21 protein-coding genes and 2 tRNA genes are annotated in these 26,237 nt (G+C 49.8%); 7 read left to right on the top strand and 16 right to left on the bottom strand.

What is annotated here, in order from left to right; all coding sequences use genetic code 11:
• Position 1 precedes the first annotated feature (1 nt).
• The 3 genes from FYJ73_RS04100 to FYJ73_RS04090 all read right to left on the bottom strand — a co-directional run bounded on the left by FYJ73_RS04100 (position 2) and on the right by FYJ73_RS04090 (position 3,970).
• Positions 2–775 (bottom strand): GLPGLI family protein, encoded by a 774-nt coding sequence (locus FYJ73_RS04100; RefSeq protein WP_154533442.1) that lies wholly within the window; start codon positions 773–775, stop codon positions 2–4.
• A gap of 166 nt (positions 776–941) precedes the next feature.
• Entirely contained in the window at positions 942–2,540 is a 1,599-nt protein-coding gene (locus FYJ73_RS04095; RefSeq protein WP_154533441.1) for a hypothetical protein, read from the bottom strand.
• Positions 2,541–3,055: 515 nt separating this feature from the next.
• On the bottom strand, positions 3,056–3,970 hold the full coding sequence (locus FYJ73_RS04090) for a glutaminase (RefSeq protein WP_154533522.1): 915 nt from the start codon (positions 3,968–3,970) through the stop codon (positions 3,056–3,058).
• Between the two features lie 641 nt (positions 3,971–4,611).
• Between FYJ73_RS04090 and FYJ73_RS04085 the strand changes: the two genes are divergently transcribed.
• Both FYJ73_RS04085 and FYJ73_RS04080 read left to right on the top strand, forming a co-directional pair.
• A tRNA-Arg gene (locus tag FYJ73_RS04085) sits at positions 4,612–4,685 on the top strand.
• 29 nt (positions 4,686–4,714) lie between these two features.
• Positions 4,715–4,788: transfer RNA gene (locus FYJ73_RS04080), tRNA-Arg, on the top strand.
• An 11-nt stretch (positions 4,789–4,799) separates the two neighbouring features.
• On the opposite strand, the gene FYJ73_RS16120 is transcribed toward FYJ73_RS04080, so the two are convergent.
• From FYJ73_RS16120 to FYJ73_RS04035, 10 genes are all read right to left on the bottom strand, one after another.
• Positions 4,800–4,925 (bottom strand): hypothetical protein, encoded by a 126-nt coding sequence (locus FYJ73_RS16120; RefSeq protein WP_262885114.1) that lies wholly within the window; start codon positions 4,923–4,925, stop codon positions 4,800–4,802.
• Between the two features lie 340 nt (positions 4,926–5,265).
• Complete coding sequence (locus FYJ73_RS04075; RefSeq protein ID WP_154533440.1) at positions 5,266–6,978, bottom strand: glycoside hydrolase family 43 protein; 1,713 nt, start codon at positions 6,976–6,978, stop codon at positions 5,266–5,268.
• 129 nt (positions 6,979–7,107) lie between these two features.
• Positions 7,108–8,658, bottom strand: coding sequence for a RapZ C-terminal domain-containing protein (locus FYJ73_RS04070; protein ID WP_154533439.1), 1,551 nt, complete (start codon positions 8,656–8,658; stop codon positions 7,108–7,110).
• A gap of 13 nt (positions 8,659–8,671) precedes the next feature.
• Positions 8,672–8,917, bottom strand: coding sequence for a hypothetical protein (locus FYJ73_RS04065; protein ID WP_154533438.1), 246 nt, complete (start codon positions 8,915–8,917; stop codon positions 8,672–8,674).
• Positions 8,918–9,712: 795 nt separating this feature from the next.
• Positions 9,713–10,681: a GYF domain-containing protein gene (locus FYJ73_RS04060; protein ID WP_154533437.1), complete on the bottom strand. Its 969-nt coding sequence runs from the start codon at positions 10,679–10,681 to the stop codon at positions 9,713–9,715.
• A gap of 56 nt (positions 10,682–10,737) precedes the next feature.
• A complete protein-coding gene (gene glmS / locus FYJ73_RS04055) occupies positions 10,738–12,582 on the bottom strand; it encodes a glutamine--fructose-6-phosphate transaminase (isomerizing) (protein WP_154533436.1) in 1,845 nt (614 codons plus the stop codon).
• Between the two features lie 58 nt (positions 12,583–12,640).
• On the bottom strand, positions 12,641–12,829 hold the full coding sequence (locus FYJ73_RS04050; RefSeq protein ID WP_154533435.1) for a DUF4250 domain-containing protein: 189 nt from the start codon (positions 12,827–12,829) through the stop codon (positions 12,641–12,643).
• A 2-nt stretch (positions 12,830–12,831) separates the two neighbouring features.
• Entirely contained in the window at positions 12,832–13,296 is a 465-nt protein-coding gene (locus tag FYJ73_RS04045; RefSeq protein ID WP_154533434.1) for a MaoC family dehydratase, read from the bottom strand.
• Between the two features lie 106 nt (positions 13,297–13,402).
• The gene (locus FYJ73_RS04040) at positions 13,403–14,191 is read right to left on the bottom strand and encodes a Cof-type HAD-IIB family hydrolase (protein ID WP_336509573.1); all 789 of its coding nucleotides are present in this window, start codon (positions 14,189–14,191) and stop codon (positions 13,403–13,405) included.
• A 27-nt stretch (positions 14,192–14,218) separates the two neighbouring features.
• On the bottom strand, positions 14,219–16,711 hold the full coding sequence (locus FYJ73_RS04035; protein ID WP_154533432.1) for a YfhO family protein: 2,493 nt from the start codon (positions 16,709–16,711) through the stop codon (positions 14,219–14,221).
• A 174-nt stretch (positions 16,712–16,885) separates the two neighbouring features.
• Here FYJ73_RS04035 and FYJ73_RS04030 point away from each other — a divergent pair, with 174 nt between their 5' ends.
• A complete protein-coding gene (locus FYJ73_RS04030) occupies positions 16,886–17,605 on the top strand; it encodes a 5'-methylthioadenosine/adenosylhomocysteine nucleosidase (protein WP_336509570.1) in 720 nt (239 codons plus the stop codon).
• A gap of 14 nt (positions 17,606–17,619) precedes the next feature.
• Positions 17,620–18,099 carry an S-ribosylhomocysteine lyase gene (locus FYJ73_RS04025; protein ID WP_154533431.1) on the top strand — a complete coding sequence of 160 codons (480 nt, stop codon included), beginning with the start codon at positions 17,620–17,622 and terminating at the stop codon, positions 18,097–18,099.
• Positions 18,100–18,606: 507 nt separating this feature from the next.
• Here FYJ73_RS04025 and FYJ73_RS04020 read toward each other — a convergent pair.
• A complete protein-coding gene (locus FYJ73_RS04020; protein ID WP_154533430.1) occupies positions 18,607–20,361 on the bottom strand; it encodes a phospho-sugar mutase in 1,755 nt (584 codons plus the stop codon).
• 115 nt (positions 20,362–20,476) lie between these two features.
• Here FYJ73_RS04020 and FYJ73_RS04015 point away from each other — a divergent pair, with 115 nt between their 5' ends.
• Positions 20,477–20,869: a DUF4491 family protein gene (locus tag FYJ73_RS04015; protein WP_154533429.1), complete on the top strand. Its 393-nt coding sequence runs from the start codon at positions 20,477–20,479 to the stop codon at positions 20,867–20,869.
• 2 nt (positions 20,870–20,871) lie between these two features.
• Positions 20,872–21,342: a 23S rRNA (pseudouridine(1915)-N(3))-methyltransferase RlmH gene (gene rlmH, locus FYJ73_RS04010; protein WP_154533428.1), complete on the top strand. Its 471-nt coding sequence runs from the start codon at positions 20,872–20,874 to the stop codon at positions 21,340–21,342.
• A gap of 5 nt (positions 21,343–21,347) precedes the next feature.
• On the opposite strand, the gene FYJ73_RS04005 is transcribed toward rlmH, so the two are convergent.
• Complete coding sequence (locus tag FYJ73_RS04005; protein WP_235899226.1) at positions 21,348–23,234, bottom strand: sialate O-acetylesterase; 1,887 nt, start codon at positions 23,232–23,234, stop codon at positions 21,348–21,350.
• Between the two features lie 246 nt (positions 23,235–23,480).
• Between FYJ73_RS04005 and FYJ73_RS04000 the strand changes: the two genes are divergently transcribed.
• A complete protein-coding gene (locus FYJ73_RS04000; protein WP_154533426.1) occupies positions 23,481–25,172 on the top strand; it encodes a M6 family metalloprotease domain-containing protein in 1,692 nt (563 codons plus the stop codon).
• Between the two features lie 567 nt (positions 25,173–25,739).
• Here FYJ73_RS04000 and FYJ73_RS03995 read toward each other — a convergent pair.
• Positions 25,740–26,030: a hypothetical protein gene (locus tag FYJ73_RS03995; protein WP_154533425.1), complete on the bottom strand. Its 291-nt coding sequence runs from the start codon at positions 26,028–26,030 to the stop codon at positions 25,740–25,742.
• Positions 26,031–26,237: the final 207 nt, after the last annotated feature.

Genomic DNA, 26,237 nt, shown 5'->3' with positions numbered 1-26,237 from the left:
TTCATTGCTGTTCCATTTGTGGGATTACAATCGTGTTCTTGGGATATGCCTTGGGGTTGCTTCTTTCTTTGATGTAAGCGTCTCGCTGAATGGCTTCGTATTTTTTGTTCAGGAAGTTATAGAAAGTGACGGGCGATGTACTCTTGGTCTTAATGCCAGAAGCTTCAATTGTGATGAATCCTTTGACTTCCGCAAACAATATTAATCCTGGCAGACCACCCAGCTTCCAAGGTCCTAACGGCACGGGAATGTCCTCTGTATAATAGACCGTCCACTGTCTGCCACGGAAGGTTGTCGTAGCCATGCAGCAGTTGAAGCCAAGAATCTGGCGTGTGCTGTCTGTGACGATGTTCCAATCCTGTACGGGTATGGGTTCAGTGATCTTATACCCTTGTCCCATAAAACTGGTATATGTGTCAAAGGTATTGTTGGCTTGGCTTCTATAGAAATAGTCGCCGTGGTCCGGACCACTCGCCCTTTGCTTGGAGGCGTCATTTCTGTTGTTTGCCTCATCAAGCATTTCCTGAAGAATGATCATGGATGTCTGTGCATTGCTGCTTAATGAGTCGTCGCGCAGTTTATGATAACTGAAATATTGGCTCATTGATTTTCCCACACGCAACGCGTAGTCATCATTGTATTTGCCGGATATTTCATGGTAAGCCACTTCCATGATGCTTGGCTCCAGTACATGCGTCTGCTGTGCCATCAGAGCTGTTGGGAAAAGGAGCAATATAGTATTTGCTATAGAAAAAAGTAAAAACAACTTCTTCATATCAAAATATTTTCGTGTTTCTATTGCAAAGTTAGGAACTTTAGAGATGCCTTGCAAATAAACGAGGTCTATTTCTTTAATTTTGCTATAATTGTAACATGTTGTATATTAGGTCCTTATCTTTTCCTCACCAAATACCAGGTCTATTTCTGCAATGTTAGAGACTTTAAAAGGCTTCAATGAACGTACGCAAAGACGTCTTTTCACCGCTAATTCCTACTTTAGCTTTATAGACAAACAACTTTTGCTTGATCGATTTTTCGCTAATCCCATATATCAAAGCCAATGCCTTTGTGGGCATTTTAAGACGGAGAAGCATCATAAGTCTAATGTCATCATCGCTTAGGTCGGGGAATGTGCTATGTAGTCTGGTAACGAAGTCGCCTTCGACGCCATCTACAAACAGCCTTATTTCTTCCCAGTCCTCTTCTGTTAGCGGCACGCTGTCGGTCTTGATGCCTCGCAATTCTTGAATCTTTTGGGCAGTATCTATCCTCCTAAGAATGAAGTTGCGCATTGTGGAGAGTTGAATCTCCTTGTGATGCAATTCCTCATTGTGTATCTTTTCTTCTTGGAGCAACTTTTCTTCCTCGGTCTTTAGCTTGAATTTTGCATTTGACTTAAATTGCCGGTAAGAATGCAGAATAAATACAATTATAGCCAGACCGAGCAAGGATGCGATGACTATGAGCCAAGACAAGACCCGTGTTTTACCTTTAGCAATGCCCTCCTCATATTTTGTTTTCACTAAGGAATTATAATATTCTTGTTTGCTATCCAGCTGATTGCCATACATCTGCTCCAGATAGTGATATGCTGAGTCCGCCAATGAAACAGCTTTAGAATAATCGTGCTCCTTTATCGCAGCTAAATGTCGTATATAATAAGCTGTGTATAACTCTGAGAGATTTTCTGTTTGTATTGTGTTCAGAAGGGCATTACATTGTTTAATTGAGTCAGCATTCAGATAAGACCAAGCCAGATTTAGCATTTTGGATGATTGATCTGCATTGTCAAGTTTGCACGATTGATAGGAGTACCATAAAGATTCTTTGTAGTTCTTCTTTTCTGCCAAAACAGAAGCCATGTCCTGATAGACATCAGAAAGAATGCCTGAATCTTTTACCTCATAGGCTACAGACATGGCTTCTTTGCATTTCTTCTCCGCTTCGTTTACACTATCTGCGAAAAGTAAACACATACTTACGTTTAGTTTCGTGTAAACTATATTTGACTTTGAGGCTTCTGGTATACTTGCGTATGTCGTTTCTGCATGCCTTGCCACTTCTACAGCCTTTCGAGGATTTGTTTGCCTTAGCACTCGAGAGTATTTCTCCAATGCCATACATTGCGTGTATCTGTCCCCATTCTTTTCAGAAGCATCTGCTGCCTTCTGCAAACAGTCTAAAGCCAGTTCTGTGCTGTCGTTGAGCATGTAGTATTTGCCCATATAGTATTCACACTTGGCATAGAGCGAGTCATCCTCTCTATTATTATAATAGGTATAGGCCGTCCTTAACAGTGAGTCGTTGTCAACATCCAGCCCGCTCTTGTCCTGTGCTATTGTGTAGACAAGCGCATATCGCGCCATTTCGGCTTTACCAAGTTTTTTCTGGTTGACATCATTCAGTACCGATAAAGCACTGTCCGGTGCCGTTGCCGATAATTGGTAAGCGACATCAATGGATTGGTTGTGCCTCTCCTTACAACCAGTCATCAAAAGCGCAACGAAAACGAATAAAAATATGATAGTCCTGTTATTCATGAATCTTAAATTTCGACAAAGTTACGCAATAATCATCATTGAAGCAAATATCAAAGGTCTATTTCTTCTATTTGATTATCAATATTATCTATCTAATAATCAACGGCTTGAAAATTATAGTTGAATTCGAAGGTCTATTTAACCGTCTACCATGCAGCAAATAGTGACTCTTCTTAATGGAAAAGACATTCTGTGAATTCATTTCGGCGGTTGGCGTCCATATCGTTTTGGTAGTATTACCTTGTTAACGGTACCGCATGTGGTGAGACCGTAGTGGCAGGGCTTATCCCTGTCCTAACCCCACAAATGATAAACAAACATGTGGCACAGGAGGGTGGAATGATTACCGTCACGGGGGTTAGGACGGGGATAAACCCCGTCCCTACGGTGGATGATGTCACTACCGCTGGAGAAGTCAGTAAGTCGTTATTCGTTAGAAGTATACTTTTGTAGCGTTACCTTTTTATTTTTTCTGCCTTTCGGCCTGCATTCGCTGAGTAAAACACAATCCACTCTTAGAAAATAGACTCTTCCGTTTCGGTGGTGAGTAGTTCAAGTGCTTTCATTCCCATGACCGAATTGCCTTTCTCGTTGAGTCGCGGACTCCATACCGCTACGGAATAGCGGGATGGATAAATGGCGGCGATACCTCCGCCCACACCGCTTTTTCCGGGTAGTCCTACAAGGTAGGAGAACTCGCCAGCCTCGTCGTAGAAGCCACAGGTCTGCATGATGGCATTGATTCTCTTCACTTGCGATGAGGTGAGGCTCACACCATGATAGTCGAACGACTGCCGATGGTTGGCAAAGGCCAGAAATGCCTGCGACAGTTCTTTGCAGCTCATTTCAACGGAGCAGGTGAGGAAATAGAAATGCAGAACGTCGGCGATGTCGTTGTCGATGTTGTGGTAGTACTTCAGCAGATTGGCAATGGCCGCATTGAGGTATCCTTGGCTTTCCTCAGAACGCGCCACCTCATCATTGTAGTTGATGGTGTCGTTGTGGCTGATCTCGCGGATGAAGGCGATGTAGTCTTCGTGGGGATGTGAGAGGTGGCTGAGCAGAATGTCGGACATGACGATGGCCCCGGCATTGATGAAGGGATTACGTGGATAGCCTTTCTCAAGTTCTAGTTGTATGAGTGAGTTGAACGCAGTGCCCGATGGCTCTTTGTCCATGCGCAGCCATATATTATCACCAAGGATGCTCATGCAGTAGGCAAGACTGAACACTTTAGAAATGCTCTGTATGGAGAAACGCGTGTCGGCTTGCCCCAGTGCATATTCATCGCCTTGCAGTGTGTTGATGCAGATGCCGAATTGGTCGGGGTCTACCGAGGCAAGAGCGGGAATGTAGTCGGCTTGCTTGCCCACTTGTGCATATGGACGGATGTCCATGTAAATATTCTCAAGTATTTGATGGTAGTTCATGTCGAGACAGATATTCAAATGTTTTCTTTTATTCATGCTTCTGGAATAATACCTTATTTATATATAGCCTTAATTCCGCAACTAAATGCTTAATTTGTTGTTAATATATTTTATAAGTTTCTGAAGGACAATAAGTTCCTCAGAGTTTTGTCAAATGCGGAATTTCCACTACCTTTATGGTGTCAAAACAAAAGAAGCTCAATTCTACTTGACATGGCAAAGATAGCAATAAAATACGACAATATTGTTCCCTACGGTGAAATTTTTTAGTTGTACCTTTGCCCATGAGTTTGTATTTTTTGGGTTTGCAATACAAAATTGCAAACTCTAGGGGAGAGTCAGCGGGCTTTCCCCGCTTTTTTTAGAGAGGAAATTCAAAATTGGCTACCTGACATTTTTTATCGGACAGCAATAGTTTCTTATCTGTAGTATTACGATTGTCTATAGTCGTTAGATGTTTAGTTGTGAATACCTTTTTCTCATCTTGCCTACACCTTATTATATAGGTTGGGAAGGCGTTCCTCAAGGCGTAAAATCGTATGCAGAAAGCAAGAGATTAAAGAAAATTTGAAAAAAGTCAATGAAAAGTTTGGCAGTATGAAATAATTGTCGTACCTTTGCACTCGCTTACAAAAAGATATGGCTCCGTAGCTCAACTGAATAGAGCATCTGACTACGGATCAGAAGGTTCCGGGTTTGAATCCCAGCGGAGTCACTTCTTAAGTTAGCACACAATTAGGGTTTGGCTCCGTAGCTCAACTGAATAGAGCATCTGACTACGGATCAGAAGGTTCCGGGTTTGAATCCCAGCGGAGTCACAAAAAGAGCTTCAAGCTTTTGCTTGAAGCTCTTTTTTTATTTCATAGATGATTGTTATCTCAACAAATGATTTTTCCAATGCCTCTCTAACTCCCCGGAGAGAGTTAGAGAGGTAAAAGATTCCTGACTTCATCATATCTTTGGTTGGACGAAGTGTCATCATTGATTATCAGTTAGTTATAAGCTTATTTCAGCAATTGATGGTGACGCAATTACGAATTATGGAATGATATCCCTCCTTAACAGCCCGGCAGACAGTCAATGTCTTTGTCCTGACTCATATTGCCTTGCCATCTCCAGATGATGAAGAAAAAAGAAAATCATGGCCATGCTTATGCTCCCCAAGGAGCTAAAGTCTGTACGTGACTATTTTCCAAAAACTTATTCTCGATTTAGGGTGACCCATTGACGAAGTCTGGAAATTATTTTTTCAAGTGCCTCTCTAACTCCCCGGAGAGAGTTAGAGAGGTAAAAGACTATTCACGGATAGTGCACATGCCCAAGCCGATGAGCGTGCCGATGAATCCACCTGCCTTGGTAGTGCTGAGGTTACTGGCATCGACTCCTGTGGCCAATACTTTCCAGTCCTGCCCTTGCGGCTGGTAATAGAACGAATACCAACGTCCATCGCCTGTAACTCGAAGCTTGACGGATCCCGTCTCTATCGGCGCGGAGGCAATGACCACAGGCTCTTTCTCTGTGCGTTGCAAGACAAGCACAGGTTTGCCGTGACGCAATGTTTTTCCAAAGACAATGTTTGCGTTGGCTCCCTGCAAGAGCAACATGCCGGCTACCGTCTTGGCACTTGTGGACTGCTGGGTCATCTCGGTCTCTGCCGTGAAACTGGCGTTTTGCTGATGTATAAACACAGCCAAGGGGTTCTCTTTGACAGAGAGGCTGGTCGGCAAACCGCTGATGACAAGTCCGCCGGTTCCCGTAGCATAGAATGCCGACGGATTGCGGACGAATGTCCAACGCTGGTTCAGGGCTGTGCTGTCAAAGCGGTCGGTATAAGAGAAGTTGCCCGTGATGCCGAGTTGCTCGGGCGTTTGCGATGGGCGGACCTTCAGTTGTACACCTTTCTTGGCGTTGAACGTCTGAACCGCCTTGCCGTGTTCGAGGATGGCAGGCCAGTCGTTTTTCCAAGTGACGGGCAGCAGGAAAGTCTCACGCCCTGTGTTGTAGAGATTGCCCTCATAAGGACGGCAGCCTAAGAACACAGCCCACCACTGTCCGGTACCGTCCTCTACGAGGTCGGCATGACCGGTGCAGGTAACGGGATCAAGAAGGTCCTCACCGAGATCACGCTGGGTAAGAATGGGGTTACCACTGTATTCCTCCCAAGGCCCCTGCGGCTTCTTGGCACGGAAGATCACCTCGCTATGGTGCTCTGCCGTACCACCTTCGGCACACATGAGGTAATAATAGTGTCCCCGTTTATAGAGATGTGGTCCCTCAATCCATATCGGTTTCTCCTCTACATGCGTACCACCACGGACGATCTCCGTGAAATTGCCCCGCGTGGAGTCGCCTTTGACATCGAACTCAAAGAGGCGAATGGCTGTCTGCCCCTCGTAGGCTTGTTTCCCCGTCACCGAGGCATTGTGCACGATATAGGCTTTGCCATCATCGTCGAACAGCAGGTCGGGATCGATACCTACCACTTTCGGCAACCAGATTGGGTCGCTCCAGCCTTTGGAGGGATCCTTTGTCTTGACAAGGAAATTGCCGCGTCCTACGTTGGTCGTGATCATGTAGAACGTCTTGTTGCGTTTGTTGTAGCGGATCGTCGGTGCATAGATGCCTCCGTGTGCGATGGGCTGGTTGGCCAAGGGCAGTTGCGACGGGCGGTCAAGAACATATCCGGCAGGTTGCCAGCTGACGAGATCTTGCGAGGTAGCAATGGGCACGCCGGGATAAGAGCCAAAGGAGGAGTTGACCATATAGAAGGTCTTGCCTACCCGACAGACACTCGGATCAGGATAATAGCCCGAGCGTACCGGGTTGAGATACTGCCGGCTGTGGTCGTAGGGTGTGGCGAAGCGCTGGTCCTGGCCTTGATAGGTAAAATAGGAGAACGCGCAAGTGACGTCTGCCCTACCCCTTTGATTGTCTCCTGACGGTTGTGCCTGCGTCTGATGCCAGCCTAAGCAGAGCAAAAGACTGAGGAGCAGATAGTTTTTTGTCATGGTGATTGTCTTTAGAGTTATAGTTGTTATTGAGATTTGATTTGTCAGTAGACGGCAGTGCGGCCGCCACTCATGCGGGCGGCAAGGCACTGTCGTGATAGTTTGTTGACACTGTGCGACAGACAGGGGTCACTTGTCTGTCACAGCTTCCAAGGTTTGCCGGATGTTCTGCTCACGATGTACGATCTGTACCTCGATGCCGAACTTCTCATGAATGTGCTCTGCCAGATGCTGCGCACTGTAGACGCTGCGATGCTGACCGCCAGTGCATCCGAAACAAAACATCAGACTCGTGAAGCCCCGCTGGATATAGCGCGCCACATGATGGTCGGCAAGGGCATAGACATGTTGCAGGAACTCCACGATCTCGCCGTCGTCCTCAAGGAAGCGAATCACCGGCTCGTCGAGTCCCGTCAGTTTTTTATAAGGTTCATAGCGTCCGGGGTTGTGCGTGGAACGGCAGTCGAAGACATAGCCGCCTCCATTGCCCGAGGGATCCTCTGGGATTCCCTTTTTATAGGAGAAGCTATACACGCGCACCACGAGCGGTCCCTTGCCATCGTATTTCGAGAATGTGGGCAGTCCGTCTTGCGGATTCTTGGGATAGATGTTGCTGTCTGTGGTCTTGAAACCGTCTTTTCGAGGCAGCATCTCGTCTTTCTTAGGCGCAAACTGCGGAAGGTTGACCAAAGCGGTCAGCACTTCACGCAGATAGGGATAGGGCAACACATCCTCGCGCAGGGCAAGGAGGTCACGCAGATTTTGTATGGCAGGAGGTATGCTGTCGATAAAATGCTGCTTATGCTCAAAGTATCCACGGAAGCCATAGGCACCTAACACCTGCAGCGTGCGGAAGAGTACGAAGAGGCTTAGCCTGCTGGCAAAGTGGCGGACCGACGGCACCTCGATGTAATGGCTCAAGGCATGATAGTACTCCGCGATGAGATCTCGGCGCAACTTGAAGCTATACTTTGCCGAAGCCTGCCACAGGAACGAAGCCAAATCGTAATAGTATGGGCCTTTGCGACCGCCCTGGAAGTCGATGAAGAACGGATTTCCCTCAGCGTCAAGCATGATGTTGCGTGCCTGAAAGTCGCGATACATGAAACTCTCCGTCGGTTCGGCTATCAAGTCCTTGGCGAAGCGACGGAAACTGGCCTGAAGTTTCACTTCATGGAACTCCAGTTCTGTGGGTTTCAGGAAGCAGTATTTGAAGTAGTTGAGGTCAAAGAGCACATTGTCCTCGTCGAACTCAGGTTGCGGATAGCAGTTGTTCCAGTCCAAGCCGATGGCCCCGCGGATCTGCAGGTTCGGCAGTTGGCGTATCGTGCGCTTCAACAGTTCTTTCTCCGCAAGGTTGTATCTGCCACCTGCCTCTCGCCCGCCACGGATAGCCTCGAAGAGCGACGTGCTGCCCAAGTCGGTTTGGAGATAGCACATCTCGTCGCTGCTGACGGCCAGCACACGGGGAACCGGCAGTTTGCGTTGCGTGAAATGCCGGTCGAGGTACACAAAGGCGTGGTCCTCGTCCTTGCTGGTGCCAAGTACGCCGATCACGGTCTTTCCGTCTGATCCCGTCAGCCGGTAATATTGTCTGTTGCTGCCTGCTCCTGCAAGCTTCTCGACATGGGCGGGAGCCTGCCCGGCCCATGTGGTATAGAGTTGTATAAGTTGGTCCATGGATATAGCTTTCTCAATGTCTCCGGTCGGCATCTGATTGTTTCTCTTTGGTTTTCTGTTCCTGCTGCTCTCTGATGTCCTTGAACAGTTCGTGGGTTTTGCGACGGTATTCCCAATCGCTGATCAGACTGTCAACAACGAAGAGCAGCATGATAACTCCTGCCGCCATGAGCACAGAGCGGGTCAAATATAGCAGTCCTGCTGAGATAACGAGAAACAGCACGACCTTGCGCCAATCAATTTTCAGTTTCCATTTCATATTGCAAACTTACATATTTTTTTTGGATTTCATGGCATTATGAGCGTGAAAAATTACTTCCTTTTTTTCCCATGTACACACCCTGTATACACTCAATAAGGCAAAGCCTTCGCTGTGTTTTCTATGTCTCTCTGTGTGGAAGCTGCTTGTAATAAGCCTTATATAACCATATGGATGATACCAAAGAAAATATCATGCCCCAGCAGCAACAGGATAAGGATGAGACTTTTGGGAAGGAATATAATAACAGCTCTGATACAGTCCTCAGTTTTTGTGAACTTTTGCCAAAATTTGGGGAAGCGATGTTCTTGGTGGGTCGAAGCAGTGTTCTCGTGGGGTCGAAGCTATGTTCTCGTGGGATCGAAACTATGTTCTCGTGGGGTCGAAGCTATGTTCTCGTGGGGTCGAAACTATGTTCCCAATGTTGTAATGCTATAGAAAAAGGTCTTTCGCTAGGTAGCGAATGATTAAAACCTACGCAGCGAAAGACCTTTTGCCAGCTAGAAAAATTCCAAACGGAATTTTATGTTGACTTTACCTAGAATCACTTAGACTATCCCTCAATTCCGCAACCATCTTGAAGTAACATAACTATTCAGCAAATTCCTTTCGGTGGATAGCATCCAAATCGTTTTGCTAGTATTACCCTGTTAACGGCGCAGCATGCGGTGAGGGCGTAGAGGCGGGGATTATCTTTTTATTTTTCTGCCTTTCGACCTGTATTCGGTGAATAGTTACGAACGAAAATCTATGGAACGAAGTAACATCATAAAGCGTCACCAAGGCACAAAGACATCAAAGACCTTTGAGGAAATCCTCCACAGCATTGATGATCTTGTCGATTCCCGATACCGTCGCACTGTCGGCGTTTTGGTTGATTTCCTTTTTTATTTCCTTGCTGACCACACTGCTGACATGGCGCACGACCGTACGCCCGACCTTGTTGCCCATCGACACGACGGTGTCGGTGACCTGCCGGGTGACATCACCACCTGCGTCATCACTGCTGTTGTCGCCACCAGTAAAGATGGTTGTAGACGTAGAGTCTTCTTTGTCGCCCTTGTCATCCGTGGCTTTTGCCACAGCCTCAGCGATGGTAGCCTCGTCAGAGGTGAATACTTTTCCAAAGATGCCCAAGGAAGTACGTTGCTCACCGGCACCCGGAATGTCGATTGTGGTCGTGGACCAGAAGACATAGTTATGGTATTGCAGCAGGTTGTCGATGGCATTGTTGATGACGGGTCCTGCCAATGCCGAGATCATCGAAGAGGCCAGTGAGGCCAATCCACTGTTATCGCCATCGTTCAATCCCCGATTAAACCCAGCAGTGATATGGTCTTTAATGACCTGGCGGTGCTCATCCTTAGAGGGATTGGTAATCGCCATGAGCAGCAGCAGAATGGCAAGTGCGATGCCCACATAAGTGAGCACCTTCTTACTGTTGTTTTTCCCCGGCTGAGAAGGCGGCTGCGTAGTATCTCCCGCACCGGGTCCCTGATAGTTGTCACCCGTAGTGTTGGAGGATTGTGCACCATTTTGTATCCCGTATGGAGGCGGTGGCGGCGTCTGCTGAGCAGCAGTACTCTGAGCCGTCTGAGCATCGGCATAGAAGAGCGGTCGTAGTTCCGCTACCTGCCAGGCCGGTACCCATTGCGGCATGCCCTCTGCCCACACGAGCGTGTCAGAGGTGATATTGCGCTGACGCAGTTCGTCGATGCTGAACGGACCTTGCTGCACGTCGTTGATAACAATGAAATATTGCATATTCTAAATTGCTTTTTTATAAACACAAAGAGTTGCAAGCGAGTGGTTGCTCTGCCCTACTCCACGGTCACACTCTTGGCGAGGTTGCGCGGCTGGTCGACATCCAATCCTTTCTCCACGGCAATGTGGTAAGCGAGCAGCTGTAAAGGGATCACGGTGAGCAGCGGTGCCAATGGCGCTAATGTCGATGGGACATTGATCACCTCATCAGCAATCTTTTGCACCTCGGTATCGCCCTCGGTGACTACAGCAATGATGCGGCCGCCACGTGCCTTTACCTCCTGCATGTTGGAGACCACTTTCTCGTATCCTTCGTGATGTGTAGCCACAAAGAGCACTGGCATCATATTGTCCACCAATGCGATAGGACCATGCTTCATCTCCGCAGCAGGATAGCCCTCAGCGTGTATATAGCTGATCTCCTTCAACTTCAATGCTCCCTCCAAGGCCACGGGATAGTTCCATCCGCGACCGAGGTAGAGGAAGTTGGTGGCGTAGGTATAGGTGCGAGCCAACTGCTTGATGCAATCGTTCTCCTTGAGCAGCTTATCGATCTTATCGGGAATCTGCCCCAGCTCTTTCGTCAGACTGACGAACTCATCGTGGTCTACGGTACCCTTTGCGTTGGCGAGTGCCAGGGCGAGCAGCGTCAGACAGGTGAGCTGACCGGTGAAGGCTTTTGTCGAGGCCACGCCGATCTCCGGTCCCACATGGATGTAGATGCCAGTGTCGGTCTCTCGTGCGATGCTGGAGCCGACAGCGTTGACGATGCCAAAGATAAACGCGCCGCGCTCTTTGGCGAGCTTGATGGCTGCCAGCGTGTCAGCGGTCTCACCGCTCTGCGAGATGGCGATGACCACGTCGGTGGGCAGGATCACGGGGTCGCGGTAGCGGAACTCCGATGCATAGTCCACCTCCACGGGAATCTTGCAATAGTGCTCGATGAGCTGCTTGCCGATAAGTCCGGCATGCCAGCTCGTACCACAGGCCACGATGATGAAGCGTGTTGCCGAGAGCAGCCGGGCGCGGTTGTTGCGTACAGCGGAAAGGATGACCTTGTCGTCGAAGAGGCGGCCGCTCATGCAGTCACGCAGGCAACGCGGCTGGTCAAAGATCTCCTTGAGCATGAAATGGGGGAAACCACCACGGTCGAGCATGTCGAGATCCATATCAATCTGCTTGACGCTGACATCCACCTTCTTGTTTTTCAAGTCGATGATCTTTAGTTCCTTGCCAGGCTGGCACACAGCGATCTGCTCATCGTCGAGGTATACGACGTTTTGCGTATAACCGGCAATCGGTGTAGCGTCTGAGGCGACAAAAAATTCACTATTGTCCTTGCCGATGCCCACGACGAGCGGTGATCCTTTGCGTGCCACCACCAGCGTGCCGGGATCGCGGCGGTCGAGCACGGCGATGGCGTAGGCACCGATACATTTGTTCAGCGCATGGCGCACAGCTTCGGCCAAGGGACACTTGTGCTTGTCCTGTGCATACTGAATGAGTTGCACAAGCACCTCGGTATCCGTGTCACTCTTAAAGGTAAATCCCTTCTTGGCAAGCTGCTTGCGCAGGATGGTATAGTTCTCAATGATACCATTGTGCACGATGACGAGATTGCCGGAGTCCGACACATGAGGATGGGCGTTGCGCACAGAGGGCTCACCATGAGTAGCCCAGCGAGTATGGGCGATGCCCACCGTTCCAGAGCAGTCCTTTCCGGCTGCCGCCGTCTCCAAGTCAGCAACCTTGCCCTTGGCTTTGTAGACATTGAGTTGGTCCTCAGCATTGATCAGTGCCACACCGGCAGAATCGTAACCACGGTATTCCAAGCGGTGAAGTCCACCGATCAATATGTCATAGGCCTGACGTTGGCCGATGTATCCTACTATTCCACACATAAATAATTCCGAATTAAGAAATCGTTGAATTCTTCAGTCCATATTTGCCGAGGACAGCTCAGCACTCCTTAAACTGTTTCTGGTCTTCATTCCATGAAAAACCATGATCCAGCAGATAGCTCTTGAGATGGTCGGGGTCACTATTGAAGCAATAGCAGAGTTCTGACAGGGAATCAAACTCTTCGTCGCGCAACAGCATGTTCACCGCTGAGACCAGCATTGCCGGATCCTTTGGTAAATGATCCATAGTTATTCAAAGTAATAGAGGAACTGTGCCTCACCCTGCAGAGCAGGCTTGCGCTGTCCCTCGATTTCTATTTTGAAGCCGATATAAGCTTTGCAGATACCGCGCAGGTTTTCGATCTTGTCGAGTTTGGCATTCAGTCTGATGCGGCTGCCTGTGATGACGGGCACGCCAAAGCGCATCTTGTCCATGCCATAGTTGACCATCATCTTCAGGTTGTTGACCTCGATGATCTGTCCCCACAGATGAGGCAGCAGCGAAAGGGTCAGGTAACCATGTGCGATGGTGCTCTTATAGGGACTTTCCTTCTTGGCACGCTCCACGTCGACGTGTATCCACTGATGGTCGAGTGTAGCGTCAGCAAACTGGTTGATGCGGTCCTGATCCACCTGCAACCAGTCCGATATACCTAATTGTTGTCCCTCGTGAGCAGCAAACTCCTCATAGGAATTGATAACAAGTTTTTCCATGTATGTCCTAATCTAATGATTTTACTCGCAAAATTACTGTTTTTTTCTTAAAGAAACATCGTTTTCATGTTATTTTCGACGAATATACATTTCTAAAGCGCTGTTTTCAGCCTTTGATGACTCCAAAATGTATGAGCGCCTTTCTCACGCCCTCATCGTCGACAGCCGCGGTAACGTAGTCGGCTGCCGCTTTGACATTGTCACCGCCGTTGCCCATTGCCACGCCGATACCGGCCTGCCGGATGATAGGAATGTCGTTGCCCCCATCGCCGAATGCCATTGTCTCGTCGATGCGGAAGTGCTCATAGGCTGCCATGGCCACGAGTCCCTTGCCCTTGTCGGCATTTTCCTGCGTGATGTCTACAAACTCCTTGGTCCATCGGCCACCGACGCAGTGGGGAATCATGGGCATGAGTTGAGCCTCTTCCTCGTCAGTGATGAAAGGCGTCACCTGCAGGATGTCCTGCCGGAACACATTGCTGAGCTCGTCGAAGTGGAGGTCTGTCAGTCCCAGCCCTTCCCCGAAGCTCTTGTCCACGATAGGCTGACGGTTGTAGACGGCAATGGTCTTCCGCCCAACGACGATGGCTGCCCGGTCGAAACGGTCGCAAGCCTGCAGGATCTTCTGCACGTCAGCGGGATCGATAGGGTGGCAGCACACCGTTTGGTCGCCCACAAAGCAGTAAGCGCCATTGGTCGTGATGTAGCCGTCGAGGAGATGTTCGATCTGGGAAAGGTTTGTGATAAACTGTATGGGACGACCCGTGGAGATGAAAATCTTCACGCCACGGGTCTTCGCCTCTGTGAGTGCGTCAACAGTAGCCTGTGGGATGCGATGCGTGCGAAAGCTCACCAAGGTGCCGTCGATGTCGAAAAACAGTGATCTGATCAATATGCTATATATAATAAGGTGGTAAATGTATTATGCCTTCTCCTTGTTCTTGCGGCGCGCCATGAAGGCTCCTGCCGCAATCAGCAGGGCGAGGATGCCATAAGAGCAGTAGGCCAGTGTCTCGGTCGTGCGGATGGAAGCAGGATGGAAGTCAAGGACGACCTCGTGCTTGCCCGGTTTCACGTTCAAGGCGCGCAGGATATAGTTCACACGTCCCAGCTCAGCCTTCTGTCCGTCGACGGTCGCTGTCCACTCGGGATAATAGATCTCAGAGAACACGAGCACGCCGCCCTTGTCGGAGTTCACCTCGTAGGTCAGGTGGTTGGGTTCGTAGCTTTTGATGACCGCCAAGGAGGTACCGTCCTGCTTGACGGCTTTGCCGAGTTGCTCGCTGAACTTCTTGTCGGCGACAGCCTCATGGTGCAAGTCGATCTTACCTACGCGGTCGATCTCCTGGTTGGCATTGTCGACATAGTCGACCTTGTCCACAAACCACGCGTTGCCCTGAACATAAGGATTCTGCAAGGGCACCGTCTGTCCACTCTGCAAGGGCAGGATGAAGTATTTGGCATTGAGCATGTTCAGCACCGGCCACTCTTTCGATCCGTCGACCTTGGTCATGTCGCCGCCAGCCTTGGAGATGGCGGGCATCATCTTCTGCATCTCGGGAGCGATATAGGCGTCGATCATCTCCTGATAGCGGCGCAGCTTGGCAGGATGATAGCCACCGATGCTCTTGTGATAGTACGAGGTCTCGTTCTCGTTGAACGTGTTCGACGCGAGGTTCAGCACGCGATAGTCCAGTCCTTTGTCCTTGAGGATCTGCCGGTCCGTGGCTGTCATCGGCTGGTCGCTGTTGCGCACGCTGGCCTCCACAAACATGCCATCGTTGAGATAGCGCTTGTTGACCTGCCACATATCCACGAGGCAGAGCACCGTCACACAGCCTACGAGCATCTTGGCGTTGAGCTTCTTATACTTATAGAGCATGAGCAGTGCCATGCCGAGAGCCACGATGATGAACGAGCGCAGGGCATCGGAAGAGAAGATATACTCGCGGATCGCCGTCAGATTGGATTTCAGCGGCCCGAGATATTCTGCCGGGATCTGTGCCAGGGCCTGGTTTTCCTGCGCCGAGATATAGTCGGGGAAGAACACCGAAGGCATCAGCCAGAAGAGCAGGGCAATGCCGCCCGTCAGCGCGAAGCTCACCCACACCCAACGAATCTTGGTCTTGAGGATCTCCGGCTCGTCGACGATCTTCTTCAAAGCCATCATGGCGAGCAGAGGTATCGTGAACTCAGCGATAACGAGGATGGAAGCCACCGTGCGGAACTTGGCGTACATCGGGATGTAGTCGAGGAAGAAATTGGTGAAGCCCATGAAGTTGCGGCCCCACGAGAGCAGGATGCTCAGGATGGTAGCTCCTAAGAGAGCCCACTTCATCGGGCCTTTCACGATGAACAATCCGAGGATGAAGAGCATCAGCACGAAGGCCCCGACATACACCGGGCCGCTCGTTCCGGGCTGATCGCCCCAGTACTGTCCCATCTGCTGATAGATCTGCATGAAGTTAGGATCAGCTTTCTCCATGGCCTTGGCGTTCTGCGCCAGTGGCACGGAGGCACCGCCCTTGGTGTTGGGCACGAGCAGCGTCCAGGTCTCGCCGATGCCGTAGCTCCACTGCGTGATGTAGTCGCGGTCGAGTCCGCTGCTGGTCTGGTTGCTGGAGTTTTTCTTTACCAGCTCGCTCTTTCCACGCATACTCTCCTTGGTATATTCCCACGTGTGATAGAGATTGGAGATGTTGATCAGCACGCCGAGCAGGGCACCGACGGCGCAGACCACCGAGCCCTTGACAAACTGCGGCAACTTCTTGTCGCGGATGGCCATGACAAGCCAGGCGATGACCATGAAGAGGATGATGAAAAGATAGTAATAGGTCATCTGCACGTGGTTGGCATTGATCTCAAAGGCAGTGAAGATCGCCGTGACGATCAATCCCCACAGATATTTACCACGGTAGCTGAGCACCATGCCGGCGATCATCGGCGGCAGATAGGCCAGTGCCATGACCTTCCAGATATGTCCTGCGGCAATGATGATGAAGAAATAGCTGGAGAAAGCCCAGAGGATGGAGCCCAGCACAGCGAGGTACTGTTTGAAGTCGAAAGCACGCAGCAGAATGTAGAAGCCCAAGAGATAGGCAAAGACATACCACACGTTTTCGGGCAGCCACAGGTGGTAGGCATCCTCCATCTTACCCAAGACAGTGGTCGAGGTGTAGGACGGCGAGACCTGATAGGTGGGCATACCGCTGAAAGCGGAATTGGTCCAACGGGTGCGCTCGCCGGTTTTCTCAAGATAGAGCTTACTCTCCTGACCGAGTCCGCGGCCCGCCGAGGAGTCTTCGCGGTAAAGGACTCTGCCGTCGATGTCAGCAGGCATGAAATAGACAAAGCCGATGACGGCAAAGAGAATGACGGCCAGAATGTCCGGCAACCACTTCTTCAATGTTTCCATAACATAATATTCTATAAACGTTTATTCTATGGGCAAAGTTACATATTTTTTCGCTGATAGTTAAAAAGCAGGCGTTAAAAGTGGTGATAATACCTTTTTTTTGTAACTTTGCACAGCATTTCTGCCCCCGCCCACGATATTGCAAGCGCAGAGACTAACAAAAATCATCGACAAGTGAAAAAGATTGGCATCATTGTCGCAATGGACAAGGAGTTCACGCAACTCAAGACATTGCTCGACGAGACGCAGACCGAGCGTCATCATCACAAGGATTTCATCCGGGGATATATTGGTCAGACCGAGATCATCATGCAACAGTGTGGCATTGGCAAAGTCAATGCTGCCATTGGTGCCGTGGAGATGATCGACAACTACGCGCCTGACTTAGTCATCTCCACGGGCTGCGCCGGCGGTGCAGATGTTGCGCTCAACCCACTCGACGTGGTCGTGGCCTCGGAATGTGTCTACCACGATGTCTACTGCGGCAACGACGTCACCTACGGTCAGGTCATGGGTATGCCCACCAGCTTCAAGGCTCCCAAGGATCTCGTAGACACCGCCTTGAGCATCAAGATGGCGGAGGGCACCAAGGTCGTCAAGGGGCTCACCGTCAGCGGCGACTGGTTTGTCGACAAGCGCGAAAAGATGCAGGCCATCATGAAGCACTTCCCCAATGCCACTGCCGTGGACATGGAGAGCTGTGCCATCGCTCAGACTTGCTTCATCTACAAGACACCTTTCATCTCGTTCCGCATCATCAGCGACGTGCCGCTCAAGGACACCAATGCCTCGCAGTACTTCGATTTCTGGAACCGCATGGCTGAGGGCAGCTTCGAGATGACACGCGACTTTCTCAAAAAACTCGCCGACTGCAATGATACGACAAAAGCATAAACACACAAAAACACATGAATAAGATTCCATCCTTTACCATCAACCACGAAAAGCTCCTGCGCGGCATCTACGTCTCGCGCAAGGACGAGGTGGGCAACGAGGTGGTCACCACCTTCGACATACGCATGAAAGAACCCAACCGCGAGCCCGTTGTCCACGCCGGTGCCCTGCACACTATCGAGCATCTCGCCGCCACCTTCCTCAGAAACGATGAGGAGTGGAAGGACCGCGTGATCTACTGGGGACCGATGGGCTGCCTAACGGGCAACTATCTCTTGCTCCGCGGTGACCTCGAGCCTAAGGACATCGTGCCGCTCATGCAGCGCACCTTCCGCTTCATCGCCGACTTCGAAGGAGAAATCCCCGGGGCCGCACCACGCGACTGCGGCAATTACCTGCTCCACGACCTGCCGATGGCACGATGGGAGGCACGCAAGTTCCTCGACGAGGTGCTCATGAAGATGACAAATGCCAATATGGTGTATCCGCAATAAAGACATTAAGAAGGACAAAACATATATATAGTCCAGATCTCATCAGGATTATTGATTTTGTTTGTTACGGAGGATTTTTTCACACAGATTTAACAGATTACAGATTAACGAAGCATGAATGCACTGGATTTATCTCACACAGAGAATACGGAGAGCACAGAGAGACTGTTAAGATCTGTGGAGAGTGGAATCTGTGTGAACATTCTCACGGGTAGAGATCTCTGTGTTCTCGGTGTGAGAATATTACAGACAAGAGGGTTAGGGCGGGGATGAACCCCGCCCTAACCCCGCAAAACATATGAGTGGACCGATATAGTCACCAATCTTGGAACTCGGGTGTCCCAATGACGAAAGCAGAAAAAGATTGCATTCCCTGCCCATTATTGTCAGTATACCCAACAAACATAGGACATGACAATAACGGTCAAACCAAAAGCAAGCACGCAACAAAAATCCCCTTGCCACACATCAGCAGCAAGGGGAATTAGAGTTAGCTAAGCAATATACTTAGTCCTTGTCAAGACCAAGGCTCTTCTTGATAGCCTCGATCTTCTTCATGCCTTTCTTGTCCAGTTCCTCATACTGTGAAGCATCCGTCATAGTATCCTTCACCTCTATGTAGAACTTGATCTTAGGCTCTGTTCCCGATGGACGAACACTCACTTTGGTGTCGTCGTCGCAGAACCACTGCAGCACATTGCTGGCCTCCGGCATGACAAGGTCAGTAACCTTACCATCAGCAGCAGTAGCCTTCAACGTCTTATAGTCCTTCCACAGCACTACCTTAGAGCCACCGAGCTCCTTCGGCGGGTTAGCGCGGAAGTCACTCATCATCTTCTGGATCTCCTCAGCACCACTCTTTCCGGGACGCTCCACATTTACGGTGAACTCCTTAGAGAAGCCATATTCGAGATAGATGCCCATGAGGATGTCGTAGAGCGTCTTGCCCTGATCCTTGGCATAAGCGCAGATCTCTGCCAGCAGCGAGCAAGCAGACACAGCGTCCTTATCGCGCACGAAGTCCTCAGCAAGGAAGCCGTAGCTCTCCTCACCGCCGCCGATATACTGCTGTTTGCCTTCTGAGAGTGCAATCTCGCGGGCAATCCACTTAAAGCCCGTGTAGCAGTCACGCATCTCGATGTTTTGCTTTGCAGCGATCTTGCGGATCACCTCTGTCGTAACGATTGTCTTCACGATGAAGTCCGTCGGCTTGAGCAAGCCCTTAGCCTTGCGGTTCGTGATGATATACCACAAGAAGATCAGACAGGTCTGGTTGCCGTTGATCAGCACCCACTCACCCTTATCGTTCTTGCAAGCCATACCGACGCGGTCTGCATCCGGGTCAGAGGCCATGAGAATATCAGCATCGAGCTTTTTAGCGTCACGCAGTCCGAGCGTCAACGCCTCGGCGAACTCTGGGTTTGGACGGTCGACGGTTGGGAAGTTTCCGTCCTTGATCATCTGCTCAGGAACGCAGTGTACATTGTCAAAACCCCAATAAGCCAGCGAACGCGGAATCATCACGCGACCAGCACCGTGGAGCGGAGTGTAGACGATCTTCAGATCGTGCTGACGACGGATCACCTCACGGTCGATAGAGATCGTGCGGATCTGACGCAGATAAGGCTCGTCGATGTCCTCGCCAATGATCTGAATGAGATCTTTGTTGGGTTGGAACTTCACGTCATCGATTGTCACCTTGTTCACCTCGTCGATAATACCTTTGTCGTGAGGAGCCAGCACCTGAGCGCCATCCTCCCAATAAGCCTTGTAGCCGTTGTACTCTCGTGGGTTATGGCTGGCCGTGATATTCACACCGGCCTGGGCCTTTAGATAGCGGATAGCGAAGGAACACTCAGGCGTTGGGCGCAGGTCGTCGAAGATATAAGCCTTGATGCCATTGGCAGAGAAGATGTTTGCTACTGTCTCGGCATACAGGCGACTGTTGTTGCGGCAGTCGTGGCAGACCACCACTGAGATCTGTTCACGATCCTTGAAGTTCTTTTTCAGATAGTTGGCAAAGCCTTGGGTGGCCATACCGACAACATAGATGTTCATGCGGTTGGTGCCAGGTCCCATGATACCACGCAGTCCGCCGGTACCAAACTCCAAGTCTTTATAGAAGCTTTCTATGAGTTGTGTCTTGTCAGGATTGTCAAGCATTGCCTGAACTTCATTGCGTGTCTGCTCGTCAAACGAAGGCGAGAGCCATGCCTTTGCCTTAGCCTCACATTGGGCTATGAGCGCTGCGTTGTTTTCCATGATATGATATCTTTGTTAGAAATAATTAGTTCTATGGGCAAAGATAGCAAATATTTGCGATAAACACGCCACGTTACAGATAAAAATTTGTAAATTTGTACCAAAACAAAAAGGAATGCATTTCACTGGACTACTTCTCGCTATCAGCACCTTTATTATAATAGGTGTCTTCCATCCCGTTGTCATCAAGACTGAATACCATTGGGGCACACGTCCCTGGTGGCTGTTTCTTATTGCCGGTTTGGCATGTATTGGCGCGTCATTGTGCATTGCCGACACCATACTCTCAGCCATTGTCGGTGTCACTGGCGCCAGTCTGCTGTGGTCGATCGGCGAACTCTTTGAACAAAAGAAAAGAGTGGAGAAAGGCTGGTTTCCCATGAATCCCAAACGCAAGGCACAATATTCAAGCCTCAAAGAGCAAGATACGCACGACAAGGCGCATCAGTCAACCCTCGAAAAGAATGATTCCTGCGACAAAGATGCTTCACTCACTAAAGGAGAATAACCATGAAGACCATCCTTATCCTCGTCGGCAAGACACAAAACAAACATTTCATTGCGGGCATCAATGACTACACTGAGCGCATCGCACACTACATGCCTTTTGAGATCCGCACCATTCCGGAACTGAAAAACACCAAGAGTCTCACCGAGGCACAACAAAAAGAAAAGGAAGGCCAACTGATCCTGCAAGAGTTGCAAAACAGCGACACAGTGGTGCTCCTTGACGAGCATGGCAAGGAATTCCGCTCCATAGAACTCGCCGACTGGTTGCTGCACAAGCAGAACACAGCCCGACGGCTGGTATTCATCATCGGTGGTCCGTATGGATTCTCACCGGAAGTATACGCACGCGCCAATGACAAGATATCGCTTTCGCGGTTGACTTTCAGTCATCAGATGGTAAGACTCATCTTTGTCGAACAGCTTTATCGGGCTTGTACGATCATCAAAGGTGAGCCTTACCACCACGAATAAGTGCGCTATTTCTTAAAGAGCTTCACTACAAACTCCTTGAGGCATCGGCGCCAGGTCAGCCACTCATGGGCTGTTCCGGGCGAGACATAGTCCTCTACCTTCACGCCTGCGCCTCTGAGATCCTTGATCAGCTTCGACGTGCCCATGTTTTCCTCACTGCCACAACCGAGGAAGAGGGTATGCAACTTACTGTTCACTTCGTCAGGGCGTGAGAAGATGCCATCGTATGTCTTGTTGACATCCAACCCGAAGATGGCACCGCTGAAGCCTCCGCAATAGGAGAACTTGTCGAGATGCGTGAATACCATGTCGAAGGTTTGGTGCCCGCCCCATGACAGACCCGCCATTGCACGGTGGTCCCGGTCGGTCTTTGTACGGAAGTTCTTGTCGATCGTAGGTATCAAATCATTGATGAGCACCTGATAGAACGTAGCGCCATACTGGCTCAGACCGGCTTGGTTGCCTCCATCCTTATCGGGACGGTAAGGTGCTTTCACGTCGCCGCTCTCCATCACGACGATCATCGGCACTGCCTTACCAGCGGCTATCAGGTTGTCCATGATGTTTTGCATCTTGCCCTGATGGCTCCAGCCAGTCTCGTCTTCACCCATTCCATGCTGCAGATAGAGCACCGGATAGCGTTTCTTTCCCTGTTCATATTCTGCCGGCGTGTAGACCATTGCCCGACGCCACTGGTGCGTGGAACCAGCATAATACTGGAATGAGCGCACCTGGCCTTTAGCCACGCCCTGCTGCGGACGATAGTAGTCGCCCTCAGATCCTTCCGGCACTTCCAAGGCACTGGCCTGGCGGCAGCATCCGAAATACGTGTCAGTAGCCGGATCTGTCACTTGCACGCCGTCTACCCAGAAGAAATAATAGTGGAATCCCACCGGCAGCGGATCACTGACACCCGTCCATGTACCCGTCTCGTCACGCTGCATATCGTATTTCTTTCCGCAGATGTCAGCCACGACATGCTGTGCGGCAGGAGCGTGCAGACGGAAATAGGCACGTCGGCTGCTGTCGATCTTCGGATACTCATTGCCGGGTTCTGCCGTCTCGCTCGTCACGGCATCAGCCGGAACTGCGACACTCTTGAATACAGGATAGCCAAGCAGAGACAACATCTTATAAGCATACCGCCGCCCAAGTTCTCTGTAGCCGGCAGCATCGAAGTGGAGATTGTCGGGACCGTTGGTGCAGCCCTCGGAAGAGATCACGTGTGCCGTGTGGATCGTCTCAGGCAGTTTGTCGATGATCGCATTCATTGCCACACAGCGTCCGTGGCCGTCCGCACGTACAACCTCACCGGCGAGCAAGGGCACGTCTTCTGATTTCAGATGCAAGTCAGCGATAAGTTGGTTATAGACCCACGCCACCTTCTCGGGCCAGCGCACATCTCCCGTGTTGCTCTCGCCCTGATGGAGCAGAATGCCTTTGATCACGCCGACCTGCTGAGCCTTGCGTGCCAAGGTCACCAAACGGTTATAAGGATTGTTGCCGTAGCAGGCGAGCATACCCTTCATCCACTGAGGTGCTCGTGTCTTGACGTAGTTGTCGACCGAGTCACGCATAAACGTCTCGATATGACATCCGCCTACTGCCACAGTGATCACGCCCACGCGCACGTCCTTCGGCAGCCGTGCTACCATCTCACGTCCGAAATAATCCACCGGAGTAAGACCTGTATTCTCGCGGCAAAGTGGCGGCGTGGCAGTATACCACTCCCCCATCTTACGTCCCAACTTGTGGTCGTCGACGGCAGCCATCATCTGGAATCGCGGATCCACACCCGTGAGATCTTGTGGTTCTATCTTGGCGTTGCCCTCCATATTGCTTTGCCCGAAGCAGAGGAAGATATAGAAGTTAGGATCAGGAGCCGCTTCCATGCTCCCGGGCAAGAGCCACAGTGCCAACAGCAACAAGCCAAGATGGCGGAAATAAGGAATGATGTTCATGTGTATTATAGATTTAGTTTTTATTTTTGCAAAGGTAAGGTGAAATGTCCAAACAGACTTTATGATATGTATCATATAATTGTCGAAACTGTTTCATACATAAAAACTTAGCAAAAATTTGACGCTACAAGAAAAAAGAATTAACTTTGCAATTGAAATTGAAAAAAGACAAGGATAATGAAGAAACTTCTGCTTTCAATGACAGCTGTCAGCCTGTGGACGGTGCAAGGAATGGCACAGCAGCAACTTCCCAAGGTTGTTGACAAGAATGGCAACCTGATGGACATGCCAGTATTCGGCTCACCCGAAGCTGAGAGCATCGCCCGGAAGCGGTGCGGCACTTACATGGAAAGCCTCAGCAACAGCAAGAATGGACAGACGCGTGCTGTGAGCACGTCGCCAAATTATGTCCCTCACACAGGTACCATCAATATTCCTGTCATCCTTGTCGAGTTCAAAGATCAGAAGTTCTCCGTCAACAAACCCCAAAAAGCCTTTGAGCAGTTCTTCAACGGAACCACGCAGGCGAATCTTGGAAACGGCAACCAGTATAACTATGGTTCCGTATCTCAGTACTTCCAAGCCATGAGCAGCAAAGCGTTCAATCCCGTTTTTAAAGTCTACGGCCCCGTCACCTTAGATAAGAACGAAACCTATTATGGAGGAACCAGCAATAATGGAAGCGATGAAAAACCCAATGAACTCATCAACGATGCTATCAATAAGCTCCAGGCATCCGACGAGGCTATCAAAGATGCGACGGTGTTCTGTAAAGATGGCACGACCGTAGATTGTATTTATATCATCTATGCCGGACTGGGACAGAACATCGGTGGTGCCAACACTACGGTTTGGGCTAAGACAGGAAGTGCAAGCGGAAACAAACTGGTAAGCAAACGTATACGTTGGTACAGCATGGCCAGTGAACTCAGTGGATTGAAAGCATCAGAAGACTCTGCAATGATTGCCGGCGTAGGAGTCTCTTGTCATGAGTTCAGCCACGCTTTGGGTCTCCCTGATATCTACCCTTCTGTTGGCACATCTTCCGGTTATGCTAAGAACAACCAGAATATGGAGTATTGGGATTTGATGGATGGCGGCGAATATACCTACAAAGGCGGCTGCTGCCCGACCCCTTACACAGCATGGGAGAAAGAGCAGTTGGGATGGCAGGTAGACATTCAGACACTCGACCAGAGTCAATCTGTGACGATGTCTACATCCACAGAGCAGGGTGGCACTGCCTATAAGATTGTCAACCCAAACAACAGTAACGAGTACTTCATGCTGGAGAGTATCCAGAAAAAAGGTTGGAGTACACATCAATATGCTGAAGGACTGATGGTCTACCACGTCAACGAGCCATCAAACGGAACCATCTACATGGGTACCAGACTCAATGACATCGAAGGCTATCCAGGCATGGCGATCGTACCGGCTGACAGCCTGTGCGCATCAGCTGACTTAAAAGAAAATGGAGGAAATGTAGAAATAAACGGGAAAAAAGAATCATACTATATAGAGCTACTGCGTGGTGATCTCTTCCCCGGCACATTTAGCCGCTTACAGACGCTGAACGTCACAGAGCTTAGCGACGATCATTACCGTCCCAACTGGCACTGGTATAAGACTGGAAACAGCGGTTACGAAAATACCAACAAGGCTCTCCGCAACATCACCTACGACAGCTCTACGGGTATTGTCTCCTTTAACTATGTTCACGACACCACGACAGGCATCAAGGGCATAGCGCATACGGGAGCAGCAACAAAGCGCATCTATACGCTCGACGGCCGCTATGTCGGTCAGGACTTCAACGCCCTGCCACATGGTATATATATAATAGGTGGTAAGAAAATCGTGAAATAACGACCATACAAGAGACCGCTGTGCAAGATTAAAAAAGCCGCTGCACCTGATGTGCAACGGTTTTTTCCTGTTTTCGTCACTTTTTCGGAGTCAAAGCGTTAATTACCATGCCGGGGGTTAGGGTGGGGATAAACCCCACCCCTACGAACCCACCAATACGTTAACAAGGTATGTGGATGTCATCCACCGTAGGGGTGGGGGTTATCGAAGCTGCTGAAAAAGTCTCTCACATGTTACAGATTGCAAGTAACTAATTTTTTTCTCCGTATCATGTCCCTGAAAGGGACATGAACCACCCCAAAGCACTTTGCTTTCCAATTGATAGTAGTCAGGACTTTTTCAGCAGCTTCGATACCCCCCCCTTACGAACCCACCAATACGTTAACAGGGTATGTGGATGTCATCCACCGTAGGGGTGGGGTTTATCCCCACCCTAACCCCGCAAAACAAATTAATTTCAATAAGGAGGATTACAAATTACCTTCGATACCATCGAAGATGGTGCGTTTAGAAAAAAAACCGCTGCACAAGATGTGCAGTGGCTTTTTTGTTTATATCATTCCGTAGTTACTTTCTCATCATCTTCTTGCCATCCACAATGACAAGACCCTTGTAGCTCTCATTGACACGCTGCCCGCTAAGATTGTATGCCGGCTGCTGAGCCTTCTTGGCTTGCGTATTGATAGACTTGATAGCAGTTGTTGGTGAGGCAACCTTCACGATAGCGTAGGTCGGACCATTCCAGTTAGAATTCCATCCCTTCAAAGAAGGAGTAGCAAAATCGCCATTGGCAACCAGATTGTCCGTAGATCCGTCCTTTGTCAGCACGAGATCATCGAAGTCGATAGAGCCCACCAACTTTCCGAAACAGAACTGCAGACGGTCGTGTGGGAACGTAGTAGTGAAAGTCCAGCTGACCGTTGTCCAGTCAGTGGTAACTTTTTCCTGTTTTCCACGTTAATAGCCGTTAACGGCCGTAAATCATTAAAAATCAATAAAGTGACACTTTGTATTTGGATTTTTGGGTGGCGCAAGCTATCTTTGCATCATGTTCGTACACAAGAA

It is taken from the genome of Hallella mizrahii (assembly GCF_009695775.1).
Lineage (GTDB): Bacteria > Bacteroidota > Bacteroidia > Bacteroidales > Bacteroidaceae > Prevotella > Prevotella mizrahii.
This window is presented reverse-complemented; position numbering and strand designations above follow the sequence as displayed.